At 42.2% G+C, this 13,176-nt stretch carries 14 protein-coding genes; 12 read left to right on the top strand and 2 right to left on the bottom strand.

Annotation, left to right across the window (positions count from 1 at the left end; genetic code table 11):
* Position 1: 1 nt before the first annotated feature.
* From N482_RS00630 to N482_RS00605, 6 genes are all read left to right on the top strand, one after another.
* Positions 2-1,366, top strand: a complete 1,365-nt coding sequence (locus N482_RS00630) for a MotA/TolQ/ExbB proton channel family protein (RefSeq protein ID WP_063375260.1) — start codon at positions 2-4, stop codon at positions 1,364-1,366.
* Positions 1,366-1,890, top strand: coding sequence for a MotA/TolQ/ExbB proton channel family protein (locus tag N482_RS00625; RefSeq protein WP_063375259.1), 525 nt, complete (start codon positions 1,366-1,368; stop codon positions 1,888-1,890). Before N482_RS00630 ends, N482_RS00625 begins: the two co-directional genes overlap by 1 nt.
* A gap of 14 nt (positions 1,891-1,904) precedes the next feature.
* On the top strand, positions 1,905-2,309 hold the full coding sequence (locus tag N482_RS00620; RefSeq protein ID WP_023402250.1) for an ExbD/TolR family protein: 405 nt from the start codon (positions 1,905-1,907) through the stop codon (positions 2,307-2,309).
* The gene (locus N482_RS00615; protein ID WP_063375258.1) at positions 2,309-2,923 is read left to right on the top strand and encodes an energy transducer TonB; all 615 of its coding nucleotides are present in this window, start codon (positions 2,309-2,311) and stop codon (positions 2,921-2,923) included. Before N482_RS00620 ends, N482_RS00615 begins: the two co-directional genes overlap by 1 nt.
* Positions 2,924-2,933: 10 nt before the next feature.
* Positions 2,934-4,196 (top strand): hypothetical protein, encoded by a 1,263-nt coding sequence (locus N482_RS00610; RefSeq protein WP_063375257.1) that lies wholly within the window; start codon positions 2,934-2,936, stop codon positions 4,194-4,196.
* A 240-nt stretch (positions 4,197-4,436) separates the two neighbouring features.
* Complete coding sequence (locus N482_RS00605) at positions 4,437-5,474, top strand: hypothetical protein (protein ID WP_155730429.1); 1,038 nt, start codon at positions 4,437-4,439, stop codon at positions 5,472-5,474.
* Here the strand turns inward: N482_RS00605 and N482_RS00600 are convergent.
* Both N482_RS00600 and N482_RS00595 read right to left on the bottom strand, forming a co-directional pair.
* On the bottom strand, positions 5,464-5,814 hold the full coding sequence (locus N482_RS00600) for a TraR/DksA family transcriptional regulator (protein WP_063375256.1): 351 nt from the start codon (positions 5,812-5,814) through the stop codon (positions 5,464-5,466). The genes N482_RS00605 and N482_RS00600 overlap by 11 nt on opposite strands.
* Before the next feature lie 42 nt (positions 5,815-5,856).
* On the bottom strand, positions 5,857-6,837 hold the full coding sequence (locus N482_RS00595; protein ID WP_063375255.1) for a tRNA-dihydrouridine synthase: 981 nt from the start codon (positions 6,835-6,837) through the stop codon (positions 5,857-5,859).
* A 196-nt stretch (positions 6,838-7,033) separates the two neighbouring features.
* Between N482_RS00595 and N482_RS00590 the strand changes: the two genes are divergently transcribed.
* The 6 genes from N482_RS00590 to N482_RS00565 all read left to right on the top strand — a co-directional run bounded on the left by N482_RS00590 (position 7,034) and on the right by N482_RS00565 (position 12,857).
* The gene (locus N482_RS00590; protein WP_063375254.1) at positions 7,034-7,408 is read left to right on the top strand and encodes a hypothetical protein; all 375 of its coding nucleotides are present in this window, start codon (positions 7,034-7,036) and stop codon (positions 7,406-7,408) included.
* A gap of 56 nt (positions 7,409-7,464) precedes the next feature.
* The gene (locus N482_RS00585) at positions 7,465-8,304 is read left to right on the top strand and encodes a DUF692 domain-containing protein (protein WP_063375253.1); all 840 of its coding nucleotides are present in this window, start codon (positions 7,465-7,467) and stop codon (positions 8,302-8,304) included.
* Entirely contained in the window at positions 8,304-9,071 is a 768-nt protein-coding gene (locus N482_RS00580; RefSeq protein WP_063375252.1) for a DNA-binding domain-containing protein, read from the top strand. The genes N482_RS00585 and N482_RS00580 overlap by 1 nt, the downstream gene beginning before the upstream one ends.
* 384 nt (positions 9,072-9,455) lie before the next feature.
* Complete coding sequence (apt, locus tag N482_RS00575) at positions 9,456-10,001, top strand: adenine phosphoribosyltransferase (RefSeq protein WP_063375251.1); 546 nt, start codon at positions 9,456-9,458, stop codon at positions 9,999-10,001.
* A gap of 5 nt (positions 10,002-10,006) precedes the next feature.
* Positions 10,007-12,472 (top strand): DNA polymerase III subunit gamma/tau, encoded by a 2,466-nt coding sequence (dnaX, locus tag N482_RS00570; RefSeq protein WP_063375250.1) that lies wholly within the window; start codon positions 10,007-10,009, stop codon positions 12,470-12,472.
* A gap of 58 nt (positions 12,473-12,530) precedes the next feature.
* Positions 12,531-12,857, top strand: a complete 327-nt coding sequence (locus tag N482_RS00565; protein ID WP_063375249.1) for a YbaB/EbfC family nucleoid-associated protein — start codon at positions 12,531-12,533, stop codon at positions 12,855-12,857.
* The last annotated feature ends 319 nt before the right edge of the window (positions 12,858-13,176 follow it).

Raw genomic sequence — 13,176 nt, 5'->3', positions numbered from 1 at the left:
CATGAAGAAACTATTTAAAGGTTTTGCAGTTGCTGCAGCATTAACAGTTTCTGCTGGTGCCGCGTTGAATGCACATGCAAACACGGAAGCACTTGACAAGATCCTTGAGCAAGTTAAACAGAATCGTATTTCTGAAGGTAAAATTAACAAAGCTCGCGAGCAAGAGTTCTTGTCTGAGCGTGCTGACAAGCAAGCACTACTGAACAAAGCAAAGCGCGACCTAGCTGCTGAAAAAGCACGTGGTGAGCGTCTTAACAAAGAATTCAAGCAAAACGAAATTACACTTGCTGACAAAGAGACTGAGCTAGTAAATGCGCAAGGTACTCTTGGTGAGATGTTTGGTGTTGTACGTCGTTCATCAGCTGATGCAATCGGTTCAATCGAAGCGTCAATCGTAAGTGCTGAAAAGCCAGGACGTGCTGAAGTTCTTCGTTCACTAGCTGCAGCTAAAGAGCTACCAACTACACGTGAACTTGAAGAGCTTTGGATTGCATTCCAAACTGAAATGACTGAATCTGCTAAGACTTCTACTTTCGAAGCTGAAGTAGCTGAGCTAAGCGGTGACATCAATGTTAAGCAAGTTACTCGTATTGGTAACTTCAACCTTGTAACTAAAGACGGTTACGTTGTATACGATGCAGAGAACAAATCTATTGTTCCTCTAGGTAAGCAGCCTGCTTCAAACGTTGTAGCAACAGTTTCTGACCTGCTTAACACGTCTGCAAGCAGCTACGTTCCTTTCGTAGTGGATCCAACTCGTGGCGCTATCCTTCGTCTAAACACGCAAAAAGCAAGTGTTGAAGAGCGTTGGCACCAAGGTGACACTGTTGGTTACATCATCACTGCATTGTTAATATTAGGTGCACTAATCGCATTAGTACGTTTCCTAGACCTAATGGTAGTTGGTGCTAAGATCAAGTCACAAATCAAGAACGCAAACAACCCAAGTGATAACAACCCACTTGGCCGTATCTTGAAAGTGTACCACGATAACAAGAACCAAGACGTTGAGAACCTTGAGCTTAAACTTGACGAAGCAATCTTACGTGAAACGCCTCGCATTGAAGCTGGTATCAACATCATCAAGATCCTTGCAGCTATCGCTCCATTGCTAGGTCTACTAGGTACGGTTGTAGGTATGATCTTGACGTTCGAATCAATCACTCTATTTGGTACTGGTGATCCGAAGATCATGGCAGGTAACATCTCTCTAGCACTTGTTACAACAGCTCTTGGTCTAATTGCTGCGCTACCACTAATCCTACTTCACGCTATTGTTGCTGGTCGTAGTAAATCAATCCTACACACTCTTGACGAGCAAAGCGCGGGTATCGTTGCTGCGCACGCGGAGAAGGAGAAAGCATAATGCTAGTCCTGGTGGAGACATGGGAATCTATCAGGGATTTTGTTGCAACAGGCGGCGACGTACTATTCGTTGTCGCAATAGCACTCTTTCTTATGTGGGTATTAATGATTGAGCGCTATTGGTTCCTATTAGTTGAGTTCCCTAGAATGCATAAGGGGATTGTAGCTAAATGGGATGCCCGCCAAGATACTACATCTTGGTACGCACACAGAATCCGTGAAGCATGGGTTTCTGAAGCGTCTGAAAAATTAGATGAGCGTATGTTGATTATCAAGACATTGGTTGCAATGTGTCCATTAATCGGTCTACTAGGTACTGTTACAGGCATGATTTCGGTATTCGAAACCATGGCTACTCAAGGTACTGGTAACCCGCGTTTGATGGCATCAGGCATTTCAATGGCGACGGTACCAACAATGGCTGGAATGGTTGCGGCACTATCTGGTGTATTCTTTAGTACTCGTCTTGAGGCGAGAGCAAAAATGGCTAAAGAAAAACTAATCGATAGCTTGCCACATCACTAGAGAGAGATATAAATATGGCACGTAAACAGCGTTTTCGTGAAGAAGAAGAAGCCGCAGTAGATATGACACCGATGCTTGACATCGTATTCATCATGTTGATCTTCTTCATCGTAACTACCTCTTTTGTTAAAGAGGCAGGCATTGAAGTTAAAAAGCCAAAAGCTGCACAGGCTCAAACTAAGAAAAATGCAAACATCTTTATCGCGATCCGTGAAAACGGCGAGATTTGGATGGATAAGCGTCAGGTAGATGTTGAGCGCGTAAGCGCTAACCTTGAAAATCTATTGGCTGAACAACAGACTGAGACAGTAATTATCCAAGCGGATAAAGGTGCTAAGCACGGTGTTGTTGTGAAGGTAATGGACCAAATCAAGGCAACTGATGACGGTCTGAAGATTTCAATAGCTGGAGCTAAGTAATGATTCGATTTCTGTTTTCACTTCTAGCAGGTGGGGCAGTAACTTTCGGCTTGTTCTTCTTTATGTCTTACCTAATCTCCGGTGGAGCTGATAGGGCAGACAACCAAAAGGAAGAGATCATAGTCGAGATTATGTCGAATCCACCTGAATCAGACGTGCAGGAGAGGAAGCGTGTACCGCCTCCACCTCCTCCACCGCCAAAGCAGCCGCCTAAACCGCAGCCGCCACAGCCAGAGACATCAAACCCTGCTGCAGGCGCTATCGGTTTCAACATGCCTAGCATCAATATTGGTGGTACGGCAGGTGGTCTGAGTGGCCCGGGGGATTTCGGTCGTGATGGTGAAGCAACACCGATCGTTCGTATTGAACCTAAATATCCACCGCAAGCAGCGCGTGATGGTAAAGAAGGCTGGGTACAGCTTGAATTTACAATCAATGAGCTAGGTGGTGTAGAAGATATTAAAGTAATCGCAGCTGAACCGAAGCGTATTTTCAACCGTGAAGCGCAAAGAGCACTTCGTAAGTGGAAATACAGACCAAAAATTGTTGACGGCAAGCCTGAAAAACAAATTGGTATTCAAGTTCAACTTGATTTCAAACTTAACCAAGACTAAGGAGTAAGATATGAAGCAAATGTCAAAAGCAACAGCTCTTGCTCTGATGATGTCTTTAGCTGGCGGTGCGTTAAGCACCGCAGCAGTTGCGGCTCCAGATCCTGCAAAGATTGAAGAGCGTAAAAAAGCTAAGACAAAAGTTATGGGTGAGCGTGTTGGTAAAAAGGTAATCAAAGCATTTGACCTTTACAACGAAGATAAAGTGGATGAAGCAATCGCTTTGTTACTTGAAATCGACGCTTCTGATGAGTTTGATAGAGCTACGGTTAATCGCTACTTGGGTAACCTTTATGCTCAAAAAGAAGAGTATAAAACGGCTATCAAGTACATTCGTCAAGCGATTGCTCCTGACGTACTAAACTTCAAAGATCAAGCTGATCTTATGAAGTTGCTAGGTGACTTACTTGTAGGTACCGAGCAGTATGAAGGTGCAAAAAAGGCTTATTACGATTGGATGGACTTTACGGGTGAAGAAGACTCGAAAGTATACGGTCGTATTGCACAAGCAAACTATGAACTTAAAAAGTTTGCCGATGTAATCAAGCCTGCTGACCAAGCAATTGCTTTAAATAAAGAAGAGCCTAACAAGTCATTCTACATGCTGAAAATTGGTTCGTACTTCGAACTTAAGCAGTTTAAGAATGCAGTTAGCGTTGCTGAGGAACTTGTGAAGATCTTCCCTGAAGACAAGCAAGTTTGGACTCAACTTGGTTCTTTCTACATGCAAACAGAGCAGTACCGTAAAGGTCAGACTGTGATGGAAATTGCATTTAAGAAAGGCTACTTTGAGAAAGAGAATCATTACAAGATTCTTGGTAGTTACTACTCTTTGAATGAAATCCCTTACAAAGCGGCTATTACGTTTGAAAAGGCAATCAAAGATAAAAACATTGAGCGTAACAAGCAAAATGTTACTGCAACAGCAAGTTATTTCCACCAAGCGAAAAACATTGCAAAAGCAGCTCAGTACTACGAAGAAGCAGCTAAATTTGAAGATGATGCAGAGCTGTATAGAAAGGCTGGTAGCTTATTGCTACAAGACCTGCAATATGCAGCTGCAGTTGTTCGTTTAAATAAAGCGCTTGAACTTGGTTCTAAGAAAAAGGGTACTATCTACTCTGACTTAGCAGAAGCTTATCTTTATCAAGAAAAGTACAAGCAAGCTTACCGTGCGATTGTTAAGGCTCAAGAAGATCCTAAAACACGCAAGTTCGCTCGCAGTTGGGCATCTTTTATCAAAGAGAAAGCACAACGTAAAGGCATTAGTCTTTAATCAAAAAAAGCCCCGCAAGGGGCTTTTTTATTTCCTTTTAAACACGCTAATTAAACAGATACTTTCCTTACCTCGTTCGTTTTTAGTCAGCGAGTCAAATTTTGATTTAGAACACGACTTCTTATCTTAGATTGCGTAAACTACTTGAGTCCATTGAACTGCCAACCTATTGCGTCAATATCACGTGGCTATCAAATGTCGAATATTGTCTATAAAAACTGTAAAATCATTGGGAATTTTATGCTTAAGAGATGTATGTTGCTCTTTACTTTTTCTAGCCTTCTCTTATTAAACGTTTGCTCTGAACCTCGGCAATCGCTCTCTTATGATGAATTTTTTAAATCCACTCAAGCACTAAATTGGTTTGCCGTATCAGGAATGGCGCGAGTTCAAAATGAAGACCTTACTAAAACGATGCCATTTGATGAGCATTATTTAAAATCTCGTCATGGGCTTCTTCATTCCGTCAATATGGCCGGTTTGTCCGAAGAGCAAAGAGAATCAATTAACTATCTAAAAATTCAGGAGCGATACCCTGAGCGATTCTTTGCGTGGCCATCACACATCGATGTAATTAAGCATGCATATAAAGTAGTTTCCGATGAAAGCTTGGACGATTGGTTAAAGCTAGTATTGGCTCGCTTGAAAGAGGGTCGCAAGAGCAATGTGATCTTGTCTAGGTTAGAGCGTATGCAACTGCTTGATTATTTGACTGGCTCAAAGTTCGACAGCGCGGAAAAACAAGCGCTAGTGCATTATTTGTCGGAGTATAAAGCTCGATCGGGGATTGGCCTTTATCAGCTGACAAATGGCAAAGAGTGGTACCAAAGTAAACTTAATTATTATTCTGGTCAAACTCATGATCCATACGAACTAACTACGTTTTTGAGCGCCAGAATAACGGCTGTGGACGGTCCAATCGAAATTAGCATTAAGGATACTGAGCCATCTTTACCCGCTATTTTGGAGATAACCGCCACTTACTGCGATGCCAAGCCTGGACTGAATTGGCGTGATAGCTATGTAGACATAAAGACTACACTGGCCAATTGTTATGAACATATCCCTTTGTCAGAGTGGAAGGTGTTGACGGTTGTTGCTGAAGTAGACCTCGGTATTCATTTGTATGCTTGGTCACAAGGTCAAGCAATGCATAGACTTCAATCCCGGTTAGCCCTGAATGACGCTCAAGCCCATGCATTGTTGAAGAATATCGCTTTTCATCCAGCTAGTAATATGGCCATACTGCCATATATTGAGGCTTTATCTACGATTTAGATTGGCAGTATTTACATCGCTGTGTAGTGGGGTCTTGGTTTAACAGCTCAACTTCAATTTCTTTTTCGCAATCACAGCAAAATCCAAATTGCCCGATGTCAATTTGGCACATTGCAGCCTCAATTTGAACGAGTCTCATATAGTTTGGAAATTGACTGGGACATATTTTTTCGTCAATGCTGTCAATCCAATCTGAGGGTGATGTTTGCTGAAGCATCTCAGCGAGTTGAGATGTAACCGGGTTACTCGTCGTTTTTAAATCTTCAATAAAGCTTTCACGAGTTTGAACAAGTTCATCGGCTAGCTTTAACTGGTACTGGTTTAGTAGATTATCATTCATGGGCAGGTTCTCCTCTGAATGACCATTATCTATTGCAGCCAGTTAGATGCTATGATTTGAATCAAATGACGGGGACTTTGCATATTTCTGCAAAACATCAACGACATCGCTTTTGGCTTTCAAACGTTTAATTTCTTCGAACAGGCCATGTGCCTCTGAGTATTGTAGTTTTAAGTATCCTAGCCATTGCTTGGTACGTGAAGAAAAGTATTTCTCGCTGACATTCTCATCTTGGTGCATAGAAGAGTGCACAATATGATAAACCACTTCCTGCCATGTTAACGGTGTATAGCGAATACCTTGCATGTGTGCTTTTATTTTTGCAGCGAGATCAGGCGTAGCTAATGCGCCCCTTCCTAGCATTAAGTCTTGGCATTGACTCTGCTTCTGGCAACGAACTGCATCTTCTACTTGCCAAATTTCTCCATTGGCGACAACAGGGATGGAAAGTCGTGAAAGTAGAGGTGGTATTTTCTCCCAGTAGGCTGGAGGTCGGTATCCATCGCGTTTGGTTCTGGCGTGAATTGCGAGACTTGAAGCGCCTGCGCTTTGCACCGCGTCAACAATTTCTGTGCTATTTGCATCATCGTCAAACCCAAGCCTAATTTTTGCGCTCACTACATGATCTTCAGGAACCGCATCTCTTACGGCTTTGATTATTTGATATATTTGCTCTGGCTCTTTGAGCAAAACTGCGCCGCCTTTACTTTTGTTTACTGTTTTGGCAGGGCAGCCAAAATTAAGGTCAATACCATGAGAGCCAAGTTTAACAGCCTTTCTTGCATTCGCAGCAAGTACATGAGGGACTTGACCGAGCAGCTGTATACGAACGGGCGTACCTGCTCGTGTATAGCCTCCATTTAGTAGTTCCGGACAATAGCGCATAAACACTCGTCTTGGCAGAGTTAGATCAACCACGCGGATAAACTCAGTCACGCAAAGATCAAAGCCGCCTAGATCAGACAACAATTCTCGCATTTTAAAATCGACTACGCCCTCCATCGGGGCCAATATAAGTTTCATGAGCACTGCACCAATTGAAAATTCGCGCTATTCTATATGAGAAGGAGATAATTATTAATATAAATCTTGCCTTTACTTCTAAAGAAATAGCCGATTTTGAAACGCTCGATACTCAAAAATTAAAAAACTATGAAATTAGTTTTAAGGAAATAGGGTCTATTAAACGAACCCGAATTAAAGACTGAGAGATAACACTATGAACACATTAAAGACAAACTCACTAGCCTTGACGTTAAGCGCAGCAGTTGCTAGTACAGCTGCACTCGCATCGACAAATGCATCTGCAAATCCATTCTCTTATGAAGTGATGACTGCTGGTTATCAATTAGATGCCAGTGAAGGTAAATGCGGCGAAGGTAAATGTGGCGGCGCGAAAAGCAAAGAGGGCAAGTGCGGCGAAGGTAAGTGTGGCGGCGATGCCAAAAGCAAAGAGGGCAAGTGCGGCGAAGGTAAGTGTGGCGGCGATGCCAAAAGCAAAGAAGGCAAATGTGGCGAAGGCAAGTGTGGCGGTAGCGCAAAGAGTAAATCAGAAGGTAAATGTGGTGAAGGCAAATGCGGTGGTAGCCACTAGTCGGATAAGATATTAAAGTAAACGGTTAGTTAGGTGTTTTACCTGTGGGAGTATTGATGAATAAAGCTATCGGTAGCGTTGGTCTAGGATTGCGTCGAGAAATGTTGGGAGATGTTATAGCGGCCCCTTCTAACAATGTGGATTTTTACGAGGTAGCGCCAGAAAATTGGATGAACCTAGGTGGTAAATTTGGCACACAATTTTCTCGCTTAACGGAGCAACATAACTTCGTATGCCATGGACTATCGCTATCGCTTGGTGCCACAGCAGAGCTGGATAAAGAGTTTTTAAAGGCACTAAAGCACTTTTTCACACAACACAATATTCAATGTTACAGCGAACACCTTAGCTATTGTTCTGGCTCAGGGCATATGTATGACTTGATGCCGATCCCGTTTACTGAAGAAGCCGTGAAGCATACCGCCAAACGCATTCGTGAGGTACAAGAGAGACTAGAAAGGCGAATTGCGGTGGAAAATGTCTCTTACTATGCAGCTCCTGGGCAAGAAATGTCCGAATTGGACTTCACCCTGGCTGTACTAGAAGAAGCTGATTGCGATTTACTTCTTGATGTTAATAATATCTATGTAAATTCAGTTAATCATGGTTATGATGCAGAAGCCTTTCTCTCAGCAATGCCGTCAAAGCGAATTGCCTACGGACATGTAGCTGGGCATTACGAAGAAGAACGTGATCTTCTTATTGACACACATGGCGCAGACGTTTGTGATCCTGTCTGGATTTTACTTTCAAAAGCTTATGAAATTCATGGGGTTTTTCCTACCTTGTTAGAGCGCGACTTTCATATTCCTCCGATGGAAGCTTTGCTAGAAGAAGTCGAGCAAATTCATGCAACGCAAGGTGCGTGTCGAGCGTTTCAAAGGGTGATCGCCTAATGTCGTTTGAACAAGTTCAGGCCGATTTTATTGCGCACATTAAAGATCCAGACAATAGTCCAAAGCCATCTGATATAGAAGACCGCCGCATGAAAATCTACAGGGAGCTATTTTTCAATAATATTGAAAATTTTGTAGCATCTGCGTTTCCTGTACTGAAAAGCTTGTATACGGCGGATAATTGGCAGCGATTAGTCAGGCAATTTTTTGTCGAACATGACTGTAAAAGCCCGTATTTTTTAGAGATAAGTAGAGAGTTTCTCAACTATTTAGAATCTGATTATATTCAAAGAGACTGCGATCCCCGCTTTATGTATGAACTTGCGCATTATGAGTGGATAGAGTTGGACGTATCTATTTGTGAACGGGACAAAGATGAGCGCATGAAGCAGTCAGAGCTGGAGTTGGATACCGCCTTGTTTGTTTCAAGCACTATGCGGTGTGTGCATTACGAGTTTCCAGTACATCAAATTCAAGAAGAGTTTCAACCACAATCCCCAGAGGGCGGACCTTATTGCTTTGTGGTTTACAGAGACCTAGATGATGAGACGCAATTCATCTCTGTTAATCTTCTGACAGTGATGTTGCTGGACGCCATAACGACAGCGCCCGGAACAAGCATTACCGAACTTTGTCTCAATATTGCAAAGCAGCTGCCTCACTTTACGTCTGAACAATTGGCAATTGGTGCACAACAGATCTTACAGCAGTTTGTGGCATTGGGCATTGTTGTTGATAAAAGATCTAGCAGTACTTTATTTGCCTAATAACATCTACTAATATTGGCGCACGTTTCGTGCTATGGCCTGTCACTGTGTTGCATCAGTATGAGGTCTCAAATAAAGGTGACCACTATGTCTGAAAGTGATTGTAAAGATCCGTTTAACGTAAAATATTTTTTAGCTTTTATAGCTTGTTTTGTAGTCATTGGCTGTTTAAACGCGATCTTAGGCTGGCTAACGCTAGGAGCCGGAAACTAATAGCGGTTCTAAAGTAATTGCATTATTATATGATGGGTCACAAACTAGCCAAGTTGGGCCCATTAATTGATTTAGGCTTTGTTTTTTCCTCGAAATTCACTCAATCTCGTTTCAACTCGATCCATTCTTGTTATAATCATCTTTCGACTTAAAATCTAAAAACGAACCATTATGACACAAGAAAATATTGCTTTGATCAAAGATAGCATTGCGACAGTCCCTAATTATCCTAAAGAAGGGATCATGTTTAGAGATGTAACTACTTTGCTTGCCAACCCAGCTGCGTTCAAAGCAACGTTGGATGCTTTTGTTGATGCATACAAAGGTCAAGGCTTTGATAAAATTATTGGTACAGAATCTCGAGGTTTTATTTTTGGAGCCCCATTGGCATTAGAGTTAGGTATCCCCTTTATTCCTGTTCGCAAACCAGGAAAGTTGCCAAGAGAAGTGGTAAGTCAATCATATCAATTAGAATACGGTGAAGACACGCTAGAGCTACACAAGGATGCAATTGTTCAAGGTGACAAAGTACTATTGGTTGATGACCTACTGGCAACTGGTGGCACGATTGAAGCAACCGCTAAGTTAGTATCTCGTTTAGGTGGTGAAGCAACTGATGCAGCATTTGTAATATCACTTCCAGAATTGGGTGGTGAGCAAAGAGTCGAAGCTCTTGGCATTAATATTTTGAAATTAGTAGAGTTCGACGGCGAGTAATATCGATGAGCTATCAGGTCTTAGCAAGAAAGTGGCGGCCTCAATCATTCCACGAAATGATGGGTCAAGAGCATGTAAAGCAAGCTTTAATCAATGCGCTAAATGAACAGCGCTTACATCATGCATATTTGTTTACTGGTACTCGCGGAGTAGGCAAGACCACGATTGCTAGGATCTTTGCAAAAAGCTTAAACTGTGAGGAGGGCATATCATCAACCCCTTGCGGTCAGTGCGGTACTTGTGAGGAAATAGAATCTGGGAAGTTTATCGATCTGATTGAGATAGACGCTGCTTCACGTACAAAAGTTGAAGACACGCGAGAGATACTTGATAACGTTCAATATGCACCGACCAGAGGTCGATATAAGGTGTATTTAATCGATGAAGTACACATGCTCTCTAAGCATAGTTTTAATGCGTTGCTTAAAACGCTAGAGGAGCCACCTGAGCACGTGAAGTTTTTGCTGGCAACCACAGACCCACAAAAATTACCGATAACGATTTTATCGCGATGCTTACAATTTAACTTGAATGCAATGGCCAAAGGTCTAATTGTTGAGCAATTAGAAAAGATTCTGCCGTGCGAGAACTTTCAGTTCGAGCAAGAAGCGCTAGATATTATCGCTAAGGCTGCAGATGGCAGTATGCGCGATGCATTAAGTTTGACAGATCAAGCTATTGCTCAGACCAATGGTCAGTTGAGTGTTTCAGCGGTGCAACAAATGCTTGGATTAATGGATAGCGCTCATGCAATGTTATTAATGAGTGCGATTCTATGCCAAGATGGTTCAGCCCTAATGTCAGAAATTGACAACATTGCACTAAAAAATGGTAACTTCACGAGCGTTATTGACGACTTAATCTCTTTGATGCACGTAATTCAATTGACTCAATTAGTGCCTCAAGCCGCACACATGGGACAGTTTGATAAGCAGCAGATAAAAACGCTCTCAGAACAAATTTCACCTCAAACCGCACAATTTTATTATCAACTTTTGCTATCTGGAAAAAAGGACTTGAGTTGGGCGCCGGATGCCAAACTTGGTTTTGAAATGGTCATGCTACGCTTACTTGCTTTTGAAGGGACTGACTTATCTCAGCAAGCACCTGCTGCCACTGGAATGAACAGCGGACAAAGCTCGAGTAAATCTCGAGCTGGTGCTTTGCGTGATATATTAAATACTAATCAAAGTAAAGCGCAGGCGCCAGTGTCGACAAATATACAGACACAACCGAAGCAAACTACTGAAAGTATGCCGCAAGACAGTCGTGTAACTCAGCAGCAAACCGTAAATGAACAAGCAACGCCTATGGCAGCTCAGCATAATCAGCTGCAAAATAGAAGAGCGGAATTACTAAGCCATCATTCTGTTGCAAATAATTCTGAGTCGCAAAATAGTCCGCAGCTCGCTACACAATCAGAATTGAACCCAAACTCAATGACTGCGCCTCAAGAGCAGCAGCCACCCATTGAGCAGCAGTTCAATGATGTGATGGCGCAAGCAGCAGCACAAGGTTTTGACGAGCAAGGTCAATATCAACAAAACTATGATGCACCTGCCAACCCTGATATGACAGCAAGCCAGCCTGTTCAGCAATCTGCAGCAATTGATCAGGATACCCAGACGTTGTATTCACAAAAGCAAGGTGAAGCACAGTCGGCAATCGCTAAGATATTACAAAATAGGCAAATCTCTGGAGCAGGTAAATTACTGGGAGGCAGTGAACCGCCAAAAAAGCCTGAACAGGCGGGCGTGACACAGCCAGTAAATAAAGTTGTTACACAAAGCACATTACCTAGAACTGACTTAGCTAAAAAGCCAGTGGGTAATTTCTCTGAGACGAATGCGGCACCTGTGGTTAGTCATGGTGATAACACGAGGGGAGATTTCACGCCCTCTCAGCAAAGTCACAAGCCTAAGGCCAAAAAAACAGAGATCTCCGAGCGCTTTAAAAAAGATGAAAGTAAACTAGCGCCTGAATTGATAGAGCAACTGACTCCTGAGCAATCTAAATCGGATGAGGATGAACATAAAATTGAGATCCCAATTCCTGAGAATTTTGTAAGTCCTATTAGTGAAATTAAATTTGCACATCAAAAAGATGATTGGGCAAAGTTGATTGAGGCTATGGAGTTAAGTGGGCGCGTTAGGCAGTTTGCATTGCATGCCATGTATCAAAAACAAGAAAAAACTTGTTTATTAACAACGGAGTTGAGCCAACAACACTTGGACTCGCCTATGCTTAGAGAAAAGCTACAGGGGTCTTTTTCGAAAGTGCTCAATGAATCTATTGATTTACAATTAGAGTTTGTAGAGCAAGTGCAGTCAACGCCATTTTTAATTCAACAGGACATAGATCACCAACGTTATCTAGAGGCTGTAGACGCTGTTAATTCAGATCCTGTTATTCAAACTATGGTGGCGGAATTTGACGCAACGGTAAATGAAAAATCGGTAAAGGCATTGTAATTAGTTACAATAGACCTTATCTTTTAGCCAATTAATTTTTGAAGTAAGAGAGCACACTATGTTTAAAGGTGGAATGGGCAATATCATGAAACAAGCTCAGCAAATGCAAGAGCGCATGGAAAAAACCCAAGAAGAGATTAAAAGCCTAGAAGTTACAGGCGAAGCAGGTGCTGGCTTAGTTAAAGTCACAATGCTGGGTAGCCACAATGTTCGTCGTGTAGAAATTGATGAAAGCCTCATGGAAGACGACAAAGACATGATTGAGGACTTACTTGCGGCAGCGGTTAATGATGCTGTACGTCGCGTAGGTGAAGAAACTCAAAAACGTATGTCAGAAGTAACAGGCGGTATGCAAATGCCTCCAGGCTTCAAAATGCCGTTCTAAGCTTAAAATTATGAATTAAAAGGTTTTTATTCTATTTATCCCCGCATGGGGACAAATGGGGGACAAAAACTAATGAAAGCTCAGGTAATAAATCGCCTGAGCTTTTTTATTTTTTATGGGAAAAATAAACATATAACTCCCGCAAATACTAAGCAGTAATATTTTTAGCATCTAGAAAAGCTAGGAACATTAATGTACTGATTAAAGGCTAACAGCAAACCTAATGAGGGCGTTCAAAATTCTGTGTCAGCTTAAAAAGTTAAATATCAAGCACGCTATCTAAACGCCCTTCAAAATAAATCGCTAACTGAGATAAACA

The sequence above is a fragment of the Pseudoalteromonas luteoviolacea NCIMB 1942 genome (assembly GCF_001625595.1).
Classification (GTDB): domain Bacteria; phylum Pseudomonadota; class Gammaproteobacteria; order Enterobacterales; family Alteromonadaceae; genus Pseudoalteromonas; species Pseudoalteromonas luteoviolacea_A.
The sequence above is the reverse complement of the archived record's forward strand: the minus strand, read 5'-3'. Positions and strand labels throughout refer to the sequence as shown.